Source organism: Neorhodopirellula pilleata, from assembly GCF_007859915.1.
GTDB lineage: Bacteria > Planctomycetota > Planctomycetia > Pirellulales > Pirellulaceae > Rhodopirellula > Rhodopirellula pilleata.
The window spans coordinates 204,484-227,960 of the sequence record NZ_SJPM01000003.1 but is presented as its reverse complement, the minus strand read 5'-3'; the positions used below and the strand labels follow the sequence as shown (position 1 = coordinate 227,960).

The 23,477-nt window shown below is 56.4% G+C and carries 15 protein-coding genes; 8 read left to right on the top strand and 7 right to left on the bottom strand.

Features of this window, described 5'->3' with window-relative positions; genetic code table 11:
* The first annotated feature begins 40 nt into the window (after positions 1 to 40).
* The 3 genes from Pla100_RS09840 (at position 41) to Pla100_RS09830 (ending at position 3,845) form a co-directional block, all read left to right on the top strand.
* Positions 41 to 1,516 carry an excinuclease ABC subunit UvrC gene (locus Pla100_RS09840; RefSeq protein WP_231602911.1) on the top strand — a complete coding sequence of 492 codons (1,476 nt, stop codon included), beginning with the start codon at positions 41 to 43 and terminating at the stop codon, positions 1,514 to 1,516.
* A gap of 96 nt (positions 1,517 to 1,612) precedes the next feature.
* Positions 1,613 to 3,034 carry a GTPase HflX gene (hflX, locus tag Pla100_RS09835; RefSeq protein ID WP_146577721.1) on the top strand — a complete coding sequence of 474 codons (1,422 nt, stop codon included), beginning with the start codon at positions 1,613 to 1,615 and terminating at the stop codon, positions 3,032 to 3,034.
* Position 3,035: 1 nt separating this feature from the next.
* Positions 3,036 to 3,845 (top strand): SDR family NAD(P)-dependent oxidoreductase, encoded by an 810-nt coding sequence (locus Pla100_RS09830; RefSeq protein ID WP_231602910.1) that lies wholly within the window; start codon positions 3,036 to 3,038, stop codon positions 3,843 to 3,845.
* Positions 3,846 to 4,031: 186 nt separating this feature from the next.
* Here Pla100_RS09830 and Pla100_RS09825 read toward each other — a convergent pair whose 3' ends face one another.
* Entirely contained in the window at positions 4,032 to 5,519 is a 1,488-nt protein-coding gene (locus Pla100_RS09825) for a sulfatase family protein (RefSeq protein ID WP_197167839.1), read from the bottom strand.
* Positions 5,520 to 5,696: 177 nt separating this feature from the next.
* Between Pla100_RS09825 and Pla100_RS09820 the strand changes: the two genes are divergently transcribed.
* From Pla100_RS09820 to Pla100_RS09800, 5 genes are all read left to right on the top strand, one after another.
* Complete coding sequence (locus Pla100_RS09820) at positions 5,697 to 6,293, top strand: sigma-70 family RNA polymerase sigma factor (RefSeq protein ID WP_231602909.1); 597 nt, start codon at positions 5,697 to 5,699, stop codon at positions 6,291 to 6,293.
* Positions 6,294 to 7,964, top strand: coding sequence for a LamG-like jellyroll fold domain-containing protein (locus Pla100_RS09815; RefSeq protein WP_231602908.1), 1,671 nt, complete (start codon positions 6,294 to 6,296; stop codon positions 7,962 to 7,964).
* Positions 7,954 to 10,698, top strand: coding sequence for a PSD1 and planctomycete cytochrome C domain-containing protein (locus tag Pla100_RS09810; RefSeq protein WP_146577527.1), 2,745 nt, complete (start codon positions 7,954 to 7,956; stop codon positions 10,696 to 10,698). The genes Pla100_RS09815 and Pla100_RS09810 overlap by 11 nt, the downstream gene beginning before the upstream one ends.
* Before the next feature lie 284 nt (positions 10,699 to 10,982).
* Complete coding sequence (locus Pla100_RS09805; protein ID WP_146577526.1) at positions 10,983 to 12,479, top strand: DUF1501 domain-containing protein; 1,497 nt, start codon at positions 10,983 to 10,985, stop codon at positions 12,477 to 12,479.
* Positions 12,480 to 12,783: 304 nt separating this feature from the next.
* Complete coding sequence (locus tag Pla100_RS09800) at positions 12,784 to 14,382, top strand: sulfatase (RefSeq protein WP_146577525.1); 1,599 nt, start codon at positions 12,784 to 12,786, stop codon at positions 14,380 to 14,382.
* Between the two features lie 38 nt (positions 14,383 to 14,420).
* On the opposite strand, the gene Pla100_RS09795 is transcribed toward Pla100_RS09800, so the two are convergent.
* From Pla100_RS09795 to Pla100_RS09770, 6 genes are all read right to left on the bottom strand, one after another.
* A complete protein-coding gene (locus tag Pla100_RS09795) occupies positions 14,421 to 16,208 on the bottom strand; it encodes an aspartate kinase (RefSeq protein WP_146577524.1) in 1,788 nt (595 codons plus the stop codon).
* A 158-nt stretch (positions 16,209 to 16,366) separates the two neighbouring features.
* Positions 16,367 to 17,605 (bottom strand): cofactor-independent phosphoglycerate mutase, encoded by a 1,239-nt coding sequence (locus Pla100_RS09790; protein WP_146577523.1) that lies wholly within the window; start codon positions 17,603 to 17,605, stop codon positions 16,367 to 16,369.
* Between the two features lie 83 nt (positions 17,606 to 17,688).
* Positions 17,689 to 19,800, bottom strand: a complete 2,112-nt coding sequence (locus tag Pla100_RS09785; RefSeq protein WP_146577522.1) for a hypothetical protein — start codon at positions 19,798 to 19,800, stop codon at positions 17,689 to 17,691.
* Between the two features lie 15 nt (positions 19,801 to 19,815).
* Positions 19,816 to 20,352 (bottom strand): RNA polymerase sigma factor, encoded by a 537-nt coding sequence (locus Pla100_RS09780; RefSeq protein ID WP_146577521.1) that lies wholly within the window; start codon positions 20,350 to 20,352, stop codon positions 19,816 to 19,818.
* The gene (locus tag Pla100_RS09775; RefSeq protein ID WP_146577520.1) at positions 20,349 to 21,617 is read right to left on the bottom strand and encodes a DUF1501 domain-containing protein; all 1,269 of its coding nucleotides are present in this window, start codon (positions 21,615 to 21,617) and stop codon (positions 20,349 to 20,351) included. Before Pla100_RS09775 ends, Pla100_RS09780 begins: the two co-directional genes overlap by 4 nt.
* A gap of 83 nt (positions 21,618 to 21,700) precedes the next feature.
* Positions 21,701 to 23,257 carry a DUF1549 domain-containing protein gene (locus Pla100_RS09770; protein WP_231602944.1) on the bottom strand — a complete coding sequence of 519 codons (1,557 nt, stop codon included), beginning with the start codon at positions 23,255 to 23,257 and terminating at the stop codon, positions 21,701 to 21,703.
* Positions 23,258 to 23,477: the final 220 nt, after the last annotated feature.

The window sequence follows — 23,477 nt, the reverse complement described above, 5'->3', positions numbered from 1 at the left end:
CGGCACGATCGCGACTTGGATGGTGCCTGGTCGGATTGCTATGATGATTCAACGCATCTCCGCGAAAACGGATTGTTTTCTAAAACCATCACCATGTTGGATAGGACGGATTTCCATCGACCCCGAAATACCCCCCGTCGAACTTCCAGTAATCTCCACCGTCGATGGAAACAGCGAGGAAGCTCTCGAGCCGGGCACGTTTGAACTCAAAGGCCTCGCGCATGCGGCCGCCAAGGTGAAAACATTCCCGCAAGAACCCGGCGTGTACTTGATGAAGGACGCTGCCGGGGTGGTGATTTACATTGGCAAGGCCAAGAACTTGCGTGCCCGCGCGTCGAGCTATTTCCTTAAGGCGGCCGCAGAGGACGCCCGAACGGCCGGCTGGATCGGCGACATTACGGACATCGACTATATCTCCTGCGAAAGTGAAGTCGATGCTTTGTTAATGGAATCGCGGTTGATCAAGGACATCCAACCGCGCAACAACAAAGACCTCAAAGACGATAAATCGTTCCCCTACTTGATGATCACGACGAGGGATGAATTTCCCCGTGTTGAAGTCACCCGTGAGCCGAAGACATCAGGCGTGAAGCTGTACGGACCATTCACCAGTGCCGGCTCATTGCGTGGGGCGATCCAAGTCATGCAACGAATCTTCAAGTTCCGCACCTGCACCCTCGATATCACCGAGTCGGACGAGAAGTGGAAATGGTTTCGGCCGTGCTTGTTGGCAAGCATCAATCAATGCACCGCACCATGCAATTTCCGGATCAGCAAAGAAGACTACCGCCGCGACATCAAGCGGTTGCAAACCTTCCTCGATGGCGGCAAGAAGAAACTCCTCAAAGACATGAAGCAGGAAATGGCCGAAGCGAGCAAGACGCTTGATTTCGAGCGGGCGGCGGTTCTTCGCGACGAGATCAAGATGCTTGAAAAACTCGAAGATCGCGGCGAACTCGATACGCACGCCCAACCGGAAGTCTTTTACATCGATCCGCAGAAAGGTCTCGCCGGATTGAAGAAAGTTTTGGGGCTTTCCGAAACGCCCCGCGTCATCGAAGGTGTCGACATCGCCCACTTGGGCGGTAACGAAACGGTCGCGAGTCTCGTCCAGTTCATCGACGGGTTGCCGTTTAAACCCGGATACCGACGTTTCCGAATCCAAGACGTCAAAGGAATCGACGACTTTCGAAGCATTTATGAAGTCGTTTCACGGCGATTTCGAGGCCTGAGCGATCGAGGAGACACATTCCCGGATATCCTGTTGATCGATGGAGGCAAAGGTCAGCTCAACGCCGCGATGGCCGCGTTTCGTGACCAAGAAATCACACCCCCGACCGTGATTTCACTAGCAAAACGCGACGAAGAGATTTTTCGCCCGGGTATTTCCGAACCATTAAGACTAACCAAGAATGCGTTTGCGTTGCGGCTTTTACAGTACGTGCGGGACGAATCGCATCGTTTCGCACAGCATTACCATCACATCTTGCGTTCAAAATCCACACTCGAACGTTGAACCTTCTATGGACTACACTGGTCCTAATGATCGTCAAACCTTTTCACCGGAGACCCCCACCACCTCGTGTCTGATCCACACAATTCCGCAGGCAAAATGATTTCGCTTGGCGACGACGGCCCCGAACGCAGTATCCTCGCTCGGCTTATTTTGCCCGGCACAATCGTCGAAGACGATCCGCTCGAAGAACTTCATGGGCTCGCGTCGACCGCCGGAACCCACGTCGTCGATGAGCTAACGCAGAAACGCGGCACACCCGATTATTCAACCTACATGGGGAAGGGCAAAGTCGAAGAATTGCGATTGATGGTTGAAAAGTACCAAGCCGATGTCATTTTCTTTGATAACGATTTGACGCCGGCCCAAGTTCGCAATCTGGAGAAGGCGACCAAAGCCAAAGTGATCGACCGGACCGAATTGATTCTAGATATCTTCGCCGCCGGCGCGCGAACACATGAATCACGTCTGGCCGTCGAACTCGCTCAGCTCGAATATTCACTTCCCCGGCTCAAACGCATGTGGACGCACCTTTCGCGTCAATCCATGGGCGTCGGGATGCGGGGGCCCGGTGAGAAACAGTTGGAAGTCGACCGTCGTTTGGCTCAAAAACGCATCCACGATTTGAAGGAAGAACTCAGCCGCGTGGAGAGCCGCCGTGAACGTCAAGTCGCCGCCCGAAACGAAGTCCCGACGGTCTCATTGGTCGGATATACCAACGCAGGCAAGAGCACGCTGATGAACGCGCTGACAAACGCGGGTGTGTTGGCCGAAGACAAACTATTTGCGACGTTGGACACGAGGACTCGTCGGTGGAACTTACCCAACTGGGGACACGTCTTGCTCAGTGACACGGTCGGTTTCATCCGCGACCTGCCGCACTCGTTGGTTGCTAGTTTCAAGTCGACTCTCGAAGAAACTCGTCAAGCCGATCTCTTGATGCACGTCGCCGACGCCAGCAGTCCGAATGTTTTTGAACAGATCACGGCGGTCTATCAGGTCCTCGAGGAACTTGGCATCGAAGCTAAAAACACGCTCTTGGTTTTGAATAAGATCGATGCCATCGAAAGCCCACGAATCCTTAACCGTGTCTTGGACCGATACCCGCAGGCGATCCCCGTCAGCGCCAAATCGGGAAAGGGTTTCGGACCTTTGCAAGAAGTCGTTGGCGAAGCACTCTCGCGAGGGTTCTTGGACGTCGAAGTTGATGTCGCTCACCAGGACGGCAAGCTGTTGTCATACCTTTCTGCCAAAGGCAAGATCGAGTCTCGGGAGTTCAACAATGCCCACGTCACCGTTCGAGTGCGAATGCCTTCTGGAGCGATGGGGCCGGTTCATCGTTCGGCGCTCCGCGTCGCCCCGACCAAATTGACGCTGGCCGAGGCCGACGAAAGCGATTCGGAATCGGGCGTGCAAAACGATGCCAAAAGCGAAAACGATTTCGGCCTCCCGATCGATGTCGATTTGAGCAACACGTCGTTTGCGTCCGACAAAACGACGCCATCGAGCGAAGTGGCTTGACGTGTTCGGTCTGTCGTGGCGAAAACGTTGGAACCCGAGCGGCAGTCTCGCGATCGTGACCGGTGCCAGCAGCGGGATCGGCCGTGAACTCGTCGCGTTACTGATCGCCGATGGATGCCGCGTGATCGCCGTGGCACGACGTGCCGAGCGGTTAGCCGCATTGACCGATCAGTTCGGCGATCGAGTTGTTTTGCTCGTCGGCGACGTTACCGACCCTCGCTCCGTCGACGAAGCCATCGCCATCATCGAGCGGTCCGGCGAAGGACGATTGGATCTGTTGGTCAACAACGCGGGCATCGGCGGCATCGGACGATTCGACGCCGCCGACGAATCTCGGTTGCGTCAGATCATGGAAGTCAACTTTTTCGCCCCCGCGATGTGGTGTCGGCGAGTGATCCCTTTGATGCGATCCAACCGAGACCGGCATCCCGTGATCTGCAACATCGGCAGCGTCCTCGGGCACTGCGCCGTGCCGCTCAAGAGCGAGTACTGCGCCAGCAAGTTTGCCCTGCACGGACTGAGCGATTCGTTGCGGACGGAACTGGCCGGCGATGGCATCGCCGTCACGCTGGTCAGCCCCAGCACGACGCGAAGCGAGTTCTTTGACTCGTTAGTCGGAACGGATGCGAACCAAGTCTCCCGGAGCATCGGAAGTTGGCCGCCGGAGCGGGTCGCTCAAGCGACCCTGCGGGCGATCAAGCGTCGTGACAATGAAACGATCTTGAGTCTGGGTGGCAAGTCTCTCGTGTATACCGACCGCATTGTTCCGGCGTTACTCAATCAAATCTTAAGCCGATCGGTGAAGTCATAGCGTTCGTGGTAGCAGGACTCGCGCCCCGGTAGCTGGACTCGCAAGAGTTCAGCCGTTTCATTCCGGTAGCTGGACTCGCAAGAGTTCAGCCGTTTCCCCACGAACACCAAATCTTCCGACTGCGACTTCTCGAAACTTCAGCGGGCCCAGCCCACACGTGTCGGCCCGCTCGATTTCAACGACGGCTCACTTTCCTTCTGCCGCCCAACGTTTCATCAACGCGATATTCTCTTCAATCGTTTCAAGATGCTCGGACTGGCCCTGTTTGCCACGCAATCCGTCGACGTAGACCTTCATGTCGCTGTCGTACATTTCCGATGACTCCGGTGTACGACCTTGATCATTCGTTTGGACCATCCATTGATTCAATCGTTCTCGCATTTCGTTAAGCGTTTGAGCATGCGCCGGATCGTCGGCCAAGTTGTGAATCTGATGTGGATCGGCTTGAACGTCGTAAAGTTCTTCCTCGGGACGATGGTCGGCGAACCACGCCTCTTGCACGGGATTCAATTTGCCCGCGTCATGCCACTGCCGCATCGCGATCAGAATCGCTTTGGCATCTTTATAGGCACACGGTTGCAAATACGGTCGCTGCGGAAGGAAGTTGCGAATGTATCGGTAATCCTTCGTCCGAACGCTGCGAATATGGTCGACGGTTTCGTCGCATCGGTCCCGGGCGGAGAATACCGCTTGGCGTGGTTTGTAGTCGTCCGCCAAGATGTCCCGAGCTTGCATCCATCCGGGAACATCGATTCCTGCAGCCGCGAGTGACAACGCCGCGATGTCAATATGTTCGACGACATCGTCTCGGACCGTGCCTGAGGTGATGCCCGGCCCGGCGATGACCAATGGCACATGCGTCCCTTCGTCGTAAAGGAACTGTTTGCCGCGTGCATGACTGATCCCGTGGTCGGTCATGAACAGGACGATCGTATTGTCCGAAACGCCTTCCGATTCAAGACGCGCGATCACCTCACCGACCATCGCGTCGGTCAGCCGAACGGAATCCAAGTATGCGGCCCAATCCTCGATCACATCAGGATGATTGGGATAATACGGGGGCAGCTTCACGGCATCGAGGGGTGTGACATCACCAAATTGTTCTCGTGCCGACTGTCGAACCTTGGCCCATCCATTGGAATCTTTCCCACGCAGTTTGCCTCCGGGGGTTTGAATTTGGGCAAAGAACGGCTGCCCGGGTGCTCGACCGGACCAATCATTCGAATCGTAAACCGATTCGTCCCACTCGAAGTTGTAATCCGTTTTACCGAGTCCTCGTTTTCCTTTCTTCGGCTTGCCGGCGGGCCAACCGGAAATGGAGGTGTAATACCCGGCGTCTTGGAATAGCTCGGGGACCATTCGAACCGGTTCGGGCAATTGAATCTTGAGCTCGCCTCGACCGCTGCGATGATGGTGAGCCCCGATCGTGGTCTGGTACATTCCGGTGATGAACGCACTGCGGCACGTCGAGCAAACCGGTGCGGTCACGTGTGCGTCGGTAAACTTCACCCCTCGCGCCGCCAAACGATCGACGTTAGGAGTTTCCACCGCATTCTCGCCATAACATCCGAAGTTGGCGGACATGTCATCGGGAATGATCCAAACAACGTTGGGGCGATCATCGCGATGGGGGGCACCGTCAGCGTAGGCACGAACACAAACGTTCAGGGGCATGCCCAGGGCAACGAGCACGATGAGCGTTAGAAAACGATGAATCATCAGAATCAATCAAGTTGAAGAAGCGAAGCAATGGAACCTGAGTCAATGCAGCGATCAGCCACGGCCAGATGCGAGGACTATTTTTCTTCCAGTTTAGCTGTCCAACTCGGGCAATCCCAGACATGAACTAATATGGACGAAACAATCCACGACCGCCCGCCCCCCGACACTGGTGAGACGCCTCCGATTGATCAGGGCGTTCACCCGCGTGAAAATGGTGAGGATTTCGTGCGTTTGTTGATCCAGCACGAGCCTCAAGTTCGTGCGTTCCTGCGCAGCTTGCTACCTAGTTGGAATGACGTCGATGATGTGATTCAGGAAGCCAGTTTGGTAGCCTGGCGAAAGTTTGATGAGTTTGAACAAGGTACCGCTTTCGGCGGATGGTTCCTGACGATTGCTCGGTATCAAGCGCTCAACCATCGACGACGGATTCAGAAGTCGCCACAAGTCTTCAATGATGAATTGTGGGAGTTGATCGCGTCGGAAAGCTACGAACATCAGTCACGTTCGAACGCGATCGATTATCGCCAAGCCGTCGATCGTTGCATCCGAAAGCTGTCTCCGCAACGGCAGGACATTCTGTTGCGAGTTCATTCGCCGGGGGCCGTGATGCGAGAGATCGCAGCGCACTCGGGTAAGACGGAGTCGGCGTTTTATAAACTGGTTCAAAGGCTTCGGGCCGCCATCGCGGAATGTGTCGCCAAAGCCATCGCAGCGGAGGGTGTTTGAATGTCGCGTTCGAAATCAAATGATCCCTTGCTCGATCAATGGATCGGTATGTGGTTGGAGAACCGAATCAGCCGCGCGGATTCGGATGCCTTGCAGGCGAAATTAATCGAATCACCGGAGGCACGTCAGCGTTATCAAGAATTGGTGCGGCTGGATGCCGCCTTGCGAGATATCGCGGAGGCGGAGTCAAACTCGCGTGGAAGTCTTGTGTCCGATTCGAAGACAACCTTACCGGAGACAAAGCGTTGGCTTCGATACGCCATTGCCGCATCGTTGGCGCTTGCCTGTGCATGGGGTGCCTATCAGGTCGGACGACGACAGAACCCACCGGCCGTTGAGGAGCTTGCCGTCGCCAGCCACTTAATCGAAGAGACCGAATTGGCCGGCTGTGCGACGCTTCGCCGTGTTGCGGGAGTTCGCTGGCCCGAACCGGCAATGCGACTGCTCGAAGGGGACTTGTTGTCGGTGGGCCCGGTGGAGTTTCTCGCCGGTGTGATGGAAGTCGATTTCTTTTGTGGGGCCTCGGTCGTCGTGGAGGGGCCCGCCACGCTGGAATTGGAATCGGATTGGTCCATGCGTTTGCATTCAGGCCGCCTGCGAGCGACCGTTCCCCCGGCGGCGAGGGGATTTGTGGTCAAAGCGGCCGATTCGGAGATCATTGACTTGGGAACCGAGTTCGCGGTCGAAGTCGGTGCCGACGCGGCGCGTGTCGAAGTCATCGACGGGGAAGTCGAACTGAGTGGTGGCCGGCACGACGGAAAACATCTTTTGACCGGTGATCGCCAATCGCTCGCGGGTGAGTTTTCTAGCGACAGTTCCCTTTCGGAAGTCAGCACGATCGCGGACGTGCATCGTCGAAACGAGGCCGAGCAACAAGAACGCCTCGCAGTCTGGACCGAGGCGTCCCAACAGTATCGAAACGATCCGCGATTGATCGCCTATTATCCGATCATTGAAATGCCGCCCGGTCGACAAGTGCCTAACCTCACCGGTTCTCGCCGCGATCAAGACGGCGTCCTGGTCGGTGGTGTCGAGCGAACCGAAGGGCGCTTCGGTCGACGGTCGACGGGTTTCAAGTTCGATCAGCCGGGATCACGAGTCCGCGTTCGAATCGACGGCGAGTTCGAGGCCTTCACGATGATGTGTTGGGTGCGGATCGATGATTTGGAACACCGTTTTAACGCTTTATTCATGGGTGACGGATATGAGAACGGTGAACCCCACTGGCAGATTCGTAACGACGGCAAAATGATGTTTTCGGTGATGGTCGATGACACGCAAGACGTGCGTGTTCGTAATCGATACGACAATCAAATCGTTCGAGACGCCGGCAAACACCGGGTTTATTTCACTCCACCGATTTGGGAACCATCCCAATCGGGCCAATGGTTTTTCTTGGTCGCCGTCTACGATCCGGTAAAGCGGGTTGTACGACAATACGTCAATGCCGAGGAAGTCGCTTCCGAAGCCATCACCGATGAGTTCGCAATCGATCGCCTTCGAATCGGACGTTCCGAAATCGGTAATTGGGGTCAACCCTTTCGGCCCACACCCTGGTTCGCGGTTCGCAACTTGAACGGCGTGATCGATGAACTCGCGATTTATAACGCGGCGTTTGAACCCGACGAAATTCAAACCATCTACACAGCGGGAAAGCCGGATGGCTATTAGACTAATTATTTCGTTCTCGATCTTCTTGTTCGCAATCTTCTCGTTTGCAACGGTCGGTCGGTCATCCGATGCGATTGATTTCCAACGTGACATTGCGCCGATTTTCGAGGAACATTGTTCGTATTGCCACGGCAAAGACGAACAGGAGTCCGGCTTGCGGCTCGACCGACGAGTCAGCCTCCTGCGCGGCGGCGACTACGGGCAACCGGCGGTCGTTCCAGGGAAAGTCGATAAAAGCTATCTCATCGACGTCGTCACTCATTCGGATCCCGGCATGGAAATGCCGCCGGATGAAGAGAGATTGCCGGATGAAAAAATCTCACTCTTGAAACGATGGATCGAGCAGGGTGCCCAGTGGCCCGGGCAAATGGATCAGGTCGTTGAAGAGGAACTGAATCATTGGTCCTTTCAACCGCTGCGGGAGCATTTCGCCCAAGATAGCGTGGATGGTTTTCTGCGAGAACGTTTGACCGCCGCGGACTTGTCCTTGAGCGAACCGGCTGATCCCCGTGCGTTGATCCGGCGAGTCTCGATCGTCTTGACCGGTTTGGCTCCCACGCCCCAACGAACCGCCGCATTCATTGATGAATACGACCGCGAGCCCGGACGTGCCTACACAGAGTTGGTCGAAGAACTGCTCGGCTCGCCTCATTTCGGGGAACGTTGGGCGCAGCATTGGCTCGACGTGATCCGGTGGGCCGAAACCAACGGCAGCGAAAGCAATCTGTATCGCAAGAACGCGTGGATGTACCGCGATTACGTGGTTCAATCTTTCAACGAAGACAAGCCTTACGACCAGTTCGTACGCGAACAACTCGCCGGTGACTTGTCGGCAAGCGGTGAGGCGACCGGATTCCTGGTAGCCGGACCACACGTTCCATCGGCAACCGTGGGTGCCGAACCCTCGGCACGTCGCCAAGCGCGGGCCGACCGAATGGACGAAATTTTACAAACCGTTGGTGCGTCGGTGATGGGAATGACCGTGGGGTGCGCCCGCTGCCATAACCACAAGTTTGATCCGATCTCGATCCAAGACTACTACGCGATGTCAGCCGTTTTCCAGGACGTCGAGTTTGGAAGCCGTTTCCCGGAGCTTCCACCGAGCGATCCTCGAGTGATTCGTCAACGCGAACTCAAATCGCAATTGGATCACCAACGTCAATCCTTGCGAAATGCCGGCGGGGCATGGCTCGAAGATTGGACAGGCTACCAGGAAGTTCATTTTCCGACTCGCCGCGTGGAACGATTGCGAATTGCGTTTGCGAGTCGAAACGTCTTTGCCGATGAGCTTGAAATCATCGAAACCGCTGGTAACGACAACGCCTCCTCGCGAAACGTCGCACTCGCGTCATTGGGAACCACGATCGTTGAGAATCCCGCGACGATAAACCAAGGCATGTCAGCAATGAACTTGGTCAACAACGCTTTCGGTGCCAAAGAATTCAAAGCGACCGCGCCCCCGGATTCTCTTGAACGACCTTGGGTGGAATTCCATTTTCCAAAATCCGTCTCGATCGATCGGATTCGTATCAGTTCCAATCGTGAAGACTACCTGGAGACCGATTTCGTCGAGGGGCTCCACCGAATCCAATACGGAGAGTTTCGTCTCGAAACACGAGACGAATCAGGCCAATGGAAGCCGTTCGCGAGCACGTCAGCGATCAAGAAACGCGTCCAAGAGGATCAAGAGCTTCAAGCCGCGATGGAGACGATCGATACCATCATCTCGGCGATGCAGACCGAAGGGCCGCAACCCGCTTTTGTGGCTCGGTTCATCGATCCCGTTAATACGTTTGTTCTGTCGCGTGGCAGTCCGGAGAGTCCACGGGATCAAGTTTTTGCCGCAGCGCCGTCTCGCTTCGATGGCGAGTTGGCGGTTCCACCCGATGCACCTGGGCCGGCGCGCCGCAGGGCGTTCGCCGATTGGTTGGTTCACCCGCGAAATCCGTTGACCGCTCGGGTCATTGCCAATCGGGTTTGGCATCACGTCTTTGGTAGTGGTATTGTGGCGACACCGAGTGATTTCGGCGAAGCCGGTGCCGAGCCGACGCATCCGGAATTACTTGATTGGTTGGCCAAGGGAATGATCGATTCGGGTTGGTCGACCAAACAGCTCATCCGACGACTCGTCCTGTCGAAGTCGTTCCGGCAATCAAGCCTGCCCCACGAAACTGGACTTGCCAGGGATGGTTCGGCTCAGTTGCTGTGGCGTTTTCCGCCTCGACGGGTCGAAGCCGAGGTCATCCGCGATTCGATCCTGCAAGCGTCCGGCTCGCTTGACGTTTCGATCGGTGGTCCGAGTTATCGAATTCACAACGTCAAGAAACGTTATGCCCAATGGGAAGTCATCGACAATCACGGTCGCGAAACTTGGCGTCGGATGCTGTATCAAGAACGCATGCGCCGCGTCGACGACCAAATCTTTACGGCCTTTGACTTTCCCGATTGCGGGCAAATCAAGGCCAAGCGTCCCGTGTCGACCACACCGCTGCAGGCCTTGAATTTGATGAACAGTGACTTCGTTGTCACACAATCGGAACTCTTGGCACAACGGGCCACCGCCGAAGCGGGCGAGCAATTGGCCGATCAGGTCGTTCGTTGTTTTGAGCTGTTGCTCTGCCGCGTTCCGACCAGGGCGGAGCGTAAGATCGCCACCGAGTTTGCCCAAGAACAAGGACTCGAACTGCTCTGCCGGACCCTGATCAACACCAATGAGATGGCGTATTTGCCTTAAGAAAGCGATGCCCCAACAATACAGAACAGGTCCCCTCGCTTGCGGAGCTGTTGATTTAATCGTTTAACGGCAAGCCGCAGGCGACAGAGCTTGAGAACGCAGACGCCTGCGGCTTGCCGTTAAACGAAAACGCCCAATCGTGCACTAAATCAACAGCCCGCTAGCGCCATCGGCTCACAAGAATTGCCTAATCCACTCAATCAACAGCCGCTTGCGCATCGGGCTTCTAGATCAGATACGTCAATACACAATGAAACACGACAATCACTGACGATGGGAATCTCATGAACGCTGAATACATTTCTCCGATCGGACGCTCCTTGTTGGACCGCCGATCATTCCTCGGTCAGTCCGGCATGTCGTTGGGCGCGATCGCGCTGTCTGATTTATTATCGCGGGATCAATTGCTGGCGTCGGATGTCAATACAGCCGTCGGACCGATCCGTCCCTTGATCAACGACCAAAAACCCTACGCCGCACGGAAACCTCATTTTGAAATGCCGGCCAAGCAGGTTTTGGTTGTCTACTGCCCCGGCGCGGTCAGTCATCTCGATACGTTCGATTACAAGCCGGAACTGACCAAATTGCACGGTCAAAAACCACCCGGAATTCCGGAGGTAACGTTCGAAGGACCGACCGGCAACATCGCCAAACCGTTCTGGGATTTCAAACCACGAGGCCAATCCGGCAAGATGGTTTCGGATCTCTTGCCACATCTGGCCGAACTGGTCGATGACTTCAGCTTCATTCATTCGCTCAGCACGCAAACGAGTGCGCACCCGCAGGGCGAGAATTTTTTCAACACCGGTTTTACGATGGAAGGCTTTCCCTCGTTCGGAGCTTGGGTGACATACGCGCTCGGATGCGAGACCGATGAACTCCCCGCATTTGTGGCGATCAACGACCCACGCGGACTTGCCCGCAGCGGCAAGAACAACTTCGGTTCCGGCTTTCTACCCGCCGCATTCCAAGGCACCGACTTCACCGCCGCCAACCCGCCGGCCAACCTCAACCGTCCCGCCGGTTACGACTCATCCTCCGATCGATCGAGCGTTTCCTTATTGCAACGGCTCAACGCCGAGCACATGCGGCAATACCCGGGCGATGCCGACCTCGCCGCGCGAATCGCCAGTTACGAACTCGCCGGCCGCATGCAAACGTCAGTCCCCTCGGTGATGGACATCGCCAACGAACCACAGCACGTTCATGACGCTTATGGAACGCAGTCCGGTTCGCAGCTCAAAAAAGCCTACGCGAACAACTGCATCCTCGCGCGACGTTTACTCGAAAAGGGAGTCCGGGTGGTTCAACTATTCAACGGTAGTGACCCGTCCGGTGGCAACGGCATCACCAACTGGGACTCTCACAGCGATATCAAGCGGACACATGCGATGCAAGCGGAGATCATGGATCAACCGACCGCCGCCTTGATCGCCGACTTGAAGCAACGCGGCATGTTGGAACACACGCTCGTCGTGTGGTGTACCGAGTTCGGTCGGATGCCGTTCTTGCAAGCCAACGGAACCGGCCGCGACCACAACCCCGATGCGTTCACTTGCTTCCTCGCCGGAGCGGGGGTCAAGAAAGGCTTCAGCTACGGCGAAAGCGATGAGTTTGGTTTCAAGGCCGCTGTGAATGAAACCAGCGTCTACGATTTCAACGCGACGTTGTTACACCTCATGGGACTCGATCACGAACGACTCACCTACTACCACAATGGTTTCCAGCGCCGGCTAACGAACGTGCATGGCCATGTGATCAAGGATGTGTTGGCAAGCTAAGCGTATCTCATTCCGCATGCAAGCCGGAAGCGCGAGCGAGTGATTTTACCATACAAACCCGACGCGCAACGGGCTGTTGATTTAATCGTTTAACGGCAAGCCGCAGGCGACAGAGCTTGAGAACGCAGACGCCTGCGGCTTGCCGTTAAACGAAAACGCCCAATCGTGCACTAAATCAACAGCCCGCTATCGCCGTCGGCTCACTAAATCAACACGCCGTTGCGCGTCGGGCTTGTACGTTTGCGGTATAGCCGCATGACCTGGCAACAACGACGACTTTCATTCCTTCTTTCCCCACGACCTTATGAAAATTTCGCTACTGCTTTCGTTCTGCCTCTGCCTTGCAACGAATACCAACACCGGCTTTGCCGCGGAACCACCCAACATATTGTTCATTACCGTGGACGATCTGCGGCCGGAGTTGGGTTGTTACGGTTCACCGATCGCGGTCACACCGAACTTGGACGCACTCGCTGCGGACGGATTGTTGTTCAATCGCGCCTACTGCCAACAAGCGATCTGTCGTCCTTCTCGTGCCAGTTTGATGACCGGACAGCGGCCCGAAAGTACCGGGTTGTTTCACAACTATGTCGGGTTGCGTGAGTTGCAACCGGATATCTTGACCCTTCCCGAACACCTGATCGCCAACGGCTACGAGGCGGCTTATTGCGGCAAAATATTCCATGTGGGCGACACCGACGAAGGACGCTCGTGGAGTCGCGATCCGGTCAAACAGATCGCGGGTTTGAAAAGACCTTCCGGGGGTTATGCCTTGCCGGAAAACATCCGATTGCGGAACCAGAATTTCCAAGACATGACGGCAAAGTACGGGGAAGCGGCCAAACGCGGACTGGCCAACGGTCCGGCTTATGAATCCGCCGACGTTCCCGACACGGCTTACGCCGACGGCTACAACACCCTAGCGGCCATCGAGACAATGAAAGAGATGGCTCAAGCGGACAAGCCATTTTTCATGGCAATGGGATTTAAGTTGCCCCACCTGAATTGGTGCGCGCCGAAAAAATACTGGGACCTTTACGACCGTGATCAGATCCCGATGGCGTCACACACCGATCCTCCCGCCGATGGTGCCACGATGGGACTGCACGCCTCATTCGAACTGCGCACTCGAGCGGGCATTCCCAAATCGGGACCGATCGGCGATGAGCTTTCACGAACTCTCAAGCACGCCTACTTGGCATCGACCAGTTACGTCGACGCCCAAGTCGGCAAGCTAATCTCGGCACTCGACGACGCCAAGTTGCGCGACAACACGATCATCATCTTATGGGGTGACCACGGCTGGCACCTCGGTGACATGGGAGTTTGGGGAAAGGCGACCAACTATGAGATTGCCACCCGGGTCCCGCTGATGATTTGGACGCCCGACATGAAGGCGCGGGGAGTAAAAACGGATGCTCTCGTCGAGCTTGTTGACATCTTTCCAACGTTGTGTGAGCTTGCGGGCGTGAACGTGCCGACGCACTTAGAAGGCCGCAGCTTCAAACCCCTGTTGGATAACCCGCACCAGCCATGGAAAGAGGCTGCATTCAGTCAATATCCCAATCCTGCGATGCGAGAATGGGCGGCCAACCCGTTGTCGAAAGAGATGCGAGAAACCTGGTTCGGGCCACTGATCCAAGAAGTCGAATCTCGCATCATTGATCAACAGGGCGACCAATGGGACCGTGAGCTATTCGAGAATCATTTGATGGGTTACACGATGCGCACCGATCGCTATCGTCTGGTCGTGTGGCGTGACCGTCGTCGGCCCGATGCATCGCCGGTTGACATTGAGCTATTTGATCACGAGAACGATCCTCACGAAACTGTCAACATCGCCCGCAAAGCTCCCAACCTAACGTTATCATTGCTCATGCAAATGAAGGCGGCACGCGAATAAAGGAATCCGAACGGCTAAACGATACCGGACACGTTCATTCACGATAGCGCGTCGGCGAAGGCTGTTTTGAGCCGCTCGGTGGCTTGGTTTGCTTTGGTCGAATCGATCACGACGTTGACTTGCAATTCACTCGTTGCGATCATTTCGACGTTGATGTCGGCGGTGGCGAGTTGGTCGAACAATACCGTGCCGACTTGGGTGTGGCTGCGTAGTCCGATACCGCTGACACTGAGTTTGGTGATTCCCTTGGCACTGCGTACGTTTCGCATCGCGTGCTTATCGCAGATCTCTTTAGCCACTTTCAGGGCGTCCTCCAGTTCCGCTTCATCGATCGTGAAGCTGACGCTCGTGCTACCATGTTCACCGTCGTAACCTTGCACGATCATGTCGACAAAAATACCCGCTCGCCCGATTTCATCGAACATGTCAGCGGCGACTCCAACGCGGTCGGGAACGCCGTCGAGGGTCACGCGGGCTTGACCGCCGACGACCGCGATATCTGTCAGAGTCAACGCCTCCAGTGCATCGTTTTGCAAACGGGAGACGACGTCGTTGACGTCCGCCTCGACGTTCGTTTCGGCTTTGATTTCGTTCCACGTTTTGGCATCGGCGGGACGTTCGTGCAATGCAAACCCTTCGTGAACGGCGCGGAGAGCTTGAGTGGCCTGATCACGAGGCACGAGCGCCGATATTTTGATTTCGCTAGTCGTGATCATATGAATGTTCACCCCTGCGTCGGCGAGTGCCCGGAACATTTTGGCGGCGACGGCTTTTTGTTTGGCCATGCCCAATCCCACTACGCTGACTTTGGATACTTTGGAATCGTGCGTCACACCTGATGCGCCGACTTGGTCCACGATCGATTGGACTGCGGCCAGGGTTGAGGCTAATTCGTTTCCGGCAACGGTGAATGAGACGTCCGCCTTGCCTTCTTCTCCGACATTTTGGACGACCATGTCGACGGCTATTTTTTGAGCGGCAATGGCGGCAAAGATCGTTCGGCTGATACCCGGAACATCCGGCACACCCAAAACCGTCACGCGGGCTTCGTCTTTGGTTAGCGCCGCTCCACTGACCGCCGCGCTTTCGGATTCCGCTTGGGCGACTATCATCGTTCCGTCGCGATCACCGAAACTGCTACGAACGTGAATCGGCACCGAAAACTTTTTGGCAAACTCGATCGATCGCGAGTGCATCACACCGGCTCCGAGTGACGCGAGTTCCAGCATTTCGTCGTAGCTGATCACGTCCACGCGTCGGGCCTCGGGTAAAATCCGAGGATCGGTCGTGTAGACGCCGTCGACGTCGGTGTTGATCTCACACGCGTCCGCGCCCAACACCGCCGCGAGCGCCACGGCCGTCGTGTCACTGCCGCCGCGTCCGAGCGTCGTGATGTTCAGGTCGTCGTCGATGCCTTGGAATCCTGCGGCGACGACGATGTTGCCTTCGTCGAGCAGTCGTTCGATCCGGACCGTGTCGATCGAACGAATGCGTGCTTTGGAAAAACTGTTGTCGGTTTTCATGCCGATCTGGCCGCCGGTCAAGCTGATCGCTTTGGCACCGAGGTCATGAATGGCCATGGCGACCAACGCGACGCTGGTTTGTTCGCCCGTGCTGAGCAGCATGTCCATCTCCCGGGCGGGCGGTCGCTCGCACACCCCGGCTGCCAATTCCAATAAGACATCGGTTTGCTTGCCCATCGCGCTGACGACCATCACGACGCGGTGGCCTTGTTGTTGGGCGCGGATGGCTCGCCGGGCCGCTGCACGAATTTTTTCAGTGTCCGCGACCGAGGTACCGCCGAATTTTTGAACAATGAGTGACATGGGGATTGAAGATTGAAGTTTGAAGATTGAAGAAAGTAGGCTGGGTCGAAGCTGCTTCGGCGAAGACCCGGCACCGCTCAGTGTTCGTTCGGAAACAACCTGCCTAGTTGGTAAACGGCCGCAACGCAATCAATTGCGGTTGTTGCAGAAACCGCACGCTAGCCGCTGATGAACGCGTCCATCATCGTCCATCCGGGATCGAATACCAGTCCCGTTTGAGCGGCAGAGATTTCGTCGTAGGTGGTCGCTTGATCGGTTTGCACCCCGGTTCCGGCGATGGCTAAGGGCACCGGACCATGCGTGTGCTTCTTGGTTCGGCAAAACGTCGGATGGTCGGGCAAAACCAAGATCCGGGCGTTGCCGTGATTCTGAACGGCGGTCCATAACGGTCCGACAATATGGCGATCGATTTGTTCGAGCGCTTCGACCTTCGCCTCGGCACGACCTTCATGAGACGCTTCATCGGGGGCTTCGATGTGGACGCAAACGATGTCGTATTGCTGAAGTGCCTCCACGCCGGCGGCACCTTTGCCTGCGTAGTTGGTGTCGAGGTAGCCGGTGGCACCTTCGACCTCGATCCGCGGCCAACCGGCCAGCGCCCCGATTCCGCGAAGCAAATCGACTGCCGTGATCATGACGCCCTTAAGTCCGTAGCGTTCCTCGAACGTGGGCAGACCCGGGGCTCCGCCGCTGCCCCACAGCCAAACGTTTGTGGCCAGTTTCTTACCGGCTTGGCGGCGGGCGACGTTGATCGGATGGTCGGCCAAGACCTCCGCCGACGCGGACATCAACGCGACCAACAAATCACTGCCGGGACCTCGGGGAAAGTCATCGGCGATCGAGAGATCAGTAAGGTCATGCGGTGCCGAACTTCGCGTTGCCGGCGTGAACGGGGAGGGATGTTCGGCGTCGCCGCGATAGATCAACAAATTGCGATAACTCACGCCAGGAACAAATTCCAAACGAGCGGCGATTTCCGGGGCGACGGCCGGTCGGTCGCTTCGCAACAACCTGTCGTTCAGTTCCGAAAGGAACGCCGTCGAATCTTCGGTGGTGACATGGTCGGCGGTGAAGTCAATCATGATTTGGTCTTCGACGGTGACCAAGTTGCACCTTACCGCACAATCGTAGGGCCCCAATTGGATGCCGGTGGCAGCGGCCTCCAAAGGAGCACGTCCGGTGAAGAAACGGCTGGGGTCATAACCGAGCAAACACAGATTCGCGACTTCGCTACCGGCGGGAAAGTCGATCGGCGTGTTGTCCGTCACGCCGACGCGACCGGCCGTGGCGATCGCGTCCATGTTGGGCAATCGGGCAGCTTGCAGCGGCGTTTTTCCGCCCAGGGATTCGAGGGATTCGTCGGCGCAGCCGTCGGGAATGATGATGACATATTTCATGGGCAAGGAGTCCGCGATCAGTGGAGTTTGGTCGAGACGCCAAGTGTCGTGGAAGAGACCTTTTTGCGAAAGGCCGGTCTGCACTAACCCTGCGGACCGATGATCCACCAAATTCGCTGCAGGATCAAGTCTTCGTCCACGCCCGCCGCACGCATCTTGTCGGCCAATTCCCCGACCGAAGCGGGTAATTCCAGCTTTCCTGCCAGGTGCGCCAAGTGTTCCTGGCGGCTTTGAGAGTTTTCGAGACGGTCGAGCCACCCCGGCATCACCCAGGTCGATCGCATCGGAAGTCCCGCGATGGCGGCAGTCTGAGCCGGCCCCAAGACTTTATCCCGATTTCGTTTACTCGCTACGCTGTCGGCCCCCTCGATGTCTTCGCTACCCAACGGTTGAGCCAAAACGGCATTGATCCCACCTAGCTGGTGGATCTTGGGCGTGCCGACTTCGGCGACCAATTGCATTCGTTGCTTCACCGACGTCGTCCGGCTCGCCGGAGCGGCGGCGGCGAAGGAATCGATGGCGGCGACGGCTTGAGTCCATTTCTCATCGTTGGATGCGAGGATCCCTTCGGGCGTCATGGCTTCGGGGACGCTGCGTCCCAAAATCGACTCAGTCATCACCAATGAGATCGTTCGCAACAGATCAAAGTCACTTGCCATCAAGTCATCGGCCAGCTCTTGATGAAGCCCTCGAATTTCCTCGTCCGTTGTGCCCGATAGGTCGTACGGATTGGTAACCAATGGTCGGCCATGGATCGCCCGCCAAACCCAATCGACCAGTCCACTGGCTAGCTTTGATGAACCGATCAAGTTTTCAGCCGTCGGCGTAAGTTCCGGCCGAACCTCGGCCAACTTCCGACGACCATCGACGGTGTCGTAAAATATCCGTTGGTCTTTCGACACATTGTCACTGATAAAAGGAATCATCGTCGCGGCAAATGCCCAATACTCCGTTTGCCGATTGAGATCTTTTGCCAGGGCGGGCATGTCATGGCATCGCTGGCAACGCAGGTCCGCGTTGTGCGTCAAGGATGCTGCTTTGACCAATCGTTCATGGGGTTGAGTGGTCCCAAAGAGCCACTGGAGCGGTTCGGGTTGCTGCGCTGCTTGGTCGGCTTGATTGTTGTTGGTTTGATCGGTACCAGCATGTTCGACCTTGGTTGGTTCGAACCAAGATGCGACGAGACGGTCCATGCCCGAACGTTGTTTCCATGTTTGACGAAGCTGCACCATCCAAGGCGAGTCGGTCGCGACACTCGGAGCAACGGCGGCTGTTGCAGAGATCGTTTCTACAAAACGAAGTGCCAGAGCGTTGAGATTATCGGGGCCTTGTAATTCCGCCAGGATCGCTTCGGGATCTCCGACGCTATCGGGTGAGAGTTGAATGCCATACCGGTCTTTCAACCGCGCCACCGTCTGTTCTTTTGAAATCAATGCGGTGGCATTGACCTCAACACGTTGCCAGTAGGTTTTTAAGTGCGCGTCGATCGAACGCGAAACAAGACGAATCGGTTCGATCGGCCGCATCGCGGTTCGTTCTTGTGGATCGGACAGACGACTTCGATGGTCTGCGGCGCCCATCGGTAAGCCATGTTTCGGGTTGTCCGTCGACGGATCCGAATCGGTCGGAGGCGATGGGGGAGCTCCGGCCAATTCGATCACGCGAGCGGGAAGCGAATTGTCGAGTTCGGGTTCGTCCGTCCTCCCCGAATCGGCTCGCTCAGTTTTCGGAATGGAAGTGGAATCAACTCGCTGCGGGACCGACGTGGCCGGCAAGCCGGCGGGAACTTTCCCAGAAGTACCTTCCTGCTTCGCCAAAGCGTCGACCTTCATGCGGTTTTGAACACCCCAAGCGAGACCGGCGACAATCAGCAAGCCAGCGACAGTGGCAAAACCGCCGATCCAATTCGAGAATGGATTCGACTTTGCTTTTGTAGATATTGAAGGCACCCGGGAGGGGCGGAGTAGTGTCGACTCGTCGCGGGTCTGGTGCCATCGATGCAAAATGAGTTGCGTTTGATCAGGCGGTCCGGACCGCTGTTTTGGCTCCTCCGTCGCTTCGGTTCGGCCAAATGCTTCGGTAAGGAAGACCTCCCAGAACGCATCATCGACCGAACGATGATTCTCGCCCTCGAGCTGATGCTCGCCGCGGAGTTCAGGCTCGCCGTGGGTCGGATTGAAGTCGGAGGGGGTCATGAGATTCAGTTGGATTCAAGAGACGGCACCGGGCGTTTTCACACCGGGTGTTTTCAAACGTTCGGCAACGCATTCCCGGAGCTGCGTTTTGGCCCGTTGCATTAGGTTTCGGGCACCATGGTCCGTGATGCCTAGATTTTCGCCGATTTGCACACGCGGCAAGTTTTCGACGAACCGCATCCGCAACGCATCGCGAGCACGGTCAGTCAACAATTCCAGACAAGCTCGCAGCGCATCGACGGCATCGTCTCCGGTCAAGTCCTTCCCCGCCCAGCGTTGCCAACTTTCGTCGAGCAACGATGGCGAGTCACTGACCTGTATCCGGCCCAACTTGCGGTGACTGGACACCAGCAAGTTGTACGCGGTTCGTCGAAGGTATTCTGACGTTGCCTGTTCTGAATGTTGAACGAACGTTTCCCGGCGAAGTACCCGAAGAAAGGTTTCCTGCGTCAAATCGTCCGCGGTTGCGGGATCGCACCCGAGCACTCTCAGGTAACGCCAAACTCCGTTCTGGTGTCGCTGGATCAGCTCCGCGGGCGATAGATCACTCACGCAATCAGTTCACTAATCAACTTGCCCCCCCCGGCGATCTTCATCGGACGACCGTTCTTGCTCGTGTACGTCGTTTCGGTCGAAATTCCGAGCCCGTGACAAACCGTGGTCATGAGGTCTTCGCTGCTGTACGGTTCGGTTTCGACAGCGGTTCCGTCGCTGCTCGTCGCACCGACGGCAAGCCCGCCCTTGAGACTGCCGCCACCGACGACGCACGACCAAGCTCGGGCGAAGTGATCGCGTCCGGCGGTTTGATTGATCCGCGGCGTGCGTCCAAACTCACCCATCCACATCACAACGGTGTCTTGCAACAGGCCGCGTTGTTCGAGGTCTTCGACCAAGGCGCTCATCGCCCGGTCGACGACTGGCAGTTTTTGGTCCTTGAGTGTCATGTGAACGTTGTTGTGCAAATCCCAACCGCCCAAATCGACTTCGACGAAGGGCACGCCAGCTTCAACCAATCGGCGAGCGAGCAGGCAACCTTGGCCGAAGTTATCCGTGCCGTAGCGTTCTTTCACTTCGGTCGGCTCTTCGTCCACCTTGAACGCTTTCATCTGGTCACTCGTCATCAGCGCGAGCGTCTTGTCGAGCACCTTGGCATGTTCGGCAGCCGGTGTGTCATTGGTCTTTTTGGCAAATCCGGATTCGATCATTTGCAACGCCGCCATGCGCTGCATCAAGCGTTGATCGTCCAGCTTCATTTGCAAGTTACGGACCCGACCGTTGCTCGATACGGCGAACGGCGACCACGCCATCCCGAGGAATCCGGGGCCGGCACCGCCACCGCCGATGGAAACGAAGGGTGGAATTTCCAATTCCGGGCGTTGATCGATCAACTCGTGAGCGATCACGCTACCGTAACTTGGATGTTCGATGTTCGGGTTGGGAACGAACCCGGTGTGCATGTAATAACGACCGCGTGCATGGTCGGCTTCGCGGGTCGACATGCTACGGACGATCGACATGTTTTTCATCTGCTTGGCCATCATCGGCAAATGTTCGCAGATCTGCATGTTGCCGGTGGTCGAGATCGGTTGGAACGGTCCTCCGGTGGGCGCACCTGGCTTCAAGTCCCAAAGGTCGATCGTTGGTGGTCCACCGCTCATCCATAGCAAAATCGCCGACTTGCGATTCTTTTTCATTTCGGCGGCGTTGGCTTGAATCGCATTCCCTAAGGAATAGGCAGCCGCTGCGGCGGCTGACGATCCGGCCAAGTGATTCATGAAGTGGCGGCGGGTCATGCCGCGAGGAGTTGATAGGTCCATGGAATTTCGTCTGCGATTGAGGAGTGAAGATTCAAGAAGTAAAAAATGACGTCACGACGGTGACTGTCGGAAGTTACGAGATTCTAGTGCTGCATGATGAACTCGTTGCTATTGATGATCGCCCACCACATGTCCTGCAACATTTCCTTCTCGTCGCCTTTTCGAGCCACAAGTAGTTTTCCGGCGATGGACGTTTCGGTCTTGGTGGGGCGACGGGCCAGTCCGGTCAAGAACAGCTGCGTCAGCCGATCACGTGGCGACTTGCCGGATTTGGAGATTTGATCGATGAATGACCCTGGCTTAGTTTCCGTCGCCGTTCGGCTGAGGTCTCCGTTAAAGAGCATCAACGCTTGAGGGATCGAACCATTGAACGTGGTCGCTTCATCGCCTTCGTCGGTTCCGAACGCCACAACAAACTGTTCCAACCATCGGCGTCGTTGGGCTTCTTGTTCTTCGTAACTGCCGCCGGTCTTGGCATCGGTCGCCGTAACCAGCGATCCGTAAAGTTGCTCGGCGCTCATTTGACGCAAATAGAACCGCGAAAACTTCGGTGATTCACCGACCGAAGGATCGTCCATTTCATTAGCTCGCCCCAACACCGCTTCGAGTTGGTAAGGTTTGCTCAGCGTGATCCAAGTAATCAATCGTTTCAGATCGTAACTCGCTTTCCGAAACTCCTTACCAAGACTATCAAGCAACTCGGGATGCGAAGATGCGTTATGGGGACCGAGGTCATCGATCGGCCGCGTGAACCCATATCCCAAAAACAACGACCACATTCGGTTGACGATCATCTTGTCGAGGTATTCGCTTTGCAACATCAACGATGCCAACTCGGCCCGACGATTGACGTCTTCGAGGTAACCGCTACGTGGAATCTCGGTGCCGTCGGTGAAGACCGGGTAGGCGACCTTCTGCAATCCGTTTCGCAGCTCATAAAACAACAACGCGTCTTCGGGATTTCCAGCCTCACCGGCGAAGTCCTCGCTGACCAATTCAGCCGATTCGACGTCGTTCGTTCCATCGACAAACCGGCGTAGCGCTCTGGTTTGACGGAAGAACGCATTGAACTCCCAGAATTTTTGTTGTTTCCACTGGTTGAACGGGTGGTTGTGACATTGGGTGCACTGCACCTGTTGCCCCAAAAAGATCCGCGACACACTGCTGGTTGCTAACGTGGCCTTCTCTTCGTTGACCTTACCGACCAAGAAATTGACCGCCCCGTTGAAGTTGCTCGTGCCCGGTTTGGTGGAACCTTCGGCGGACACCAGTTCGTAAACCATCCGGTCGTAGGTCTTGTTGCGAGCAAAACAATCACGCAAATACTTCTGCATGCCGTCCCGATTGGTCAAGTCGCGACGATCCGTCCCACCGCTGCGCCCGATCAACAGATTCGTCCAAACGGTTGCCCAGTGACCGGCATATTCTTCGGTGTAGCGGTCATCGTTGAGAAGCCGATCGACCAGAGCGGCTCGTTTGTCCGACGAACGGTCGGACACGAACTCGCTGAGTTCCTCGTACTTGGGAATTCGTCCGATCACATCCAGGAAAACGCGACGGCACCATACTGCGTCGTCCACGTCGCCGACCGGACGTACTTCAAAATCACGCCAAACCTGTTCGATCGCGTCGTTAATCATCGCGACCTGCGGCGGTACGGATGTCTCGGCGACGGCGGAGCGAATCGTCACACCGCTGACCAACCAAGTTGCAACCAGCAGCGCACAGGCCAGGGACCGGGTAAGGGCAGTGATATCGATTTGCCAGCGGTAAGCACGCATCGAAGCCAACTTCTATGGAGGAGGAAGAGCAAAGGTCAGAAGACGCCAGCCTGATTCGGCCGTTCTCAGTTGAAACGGG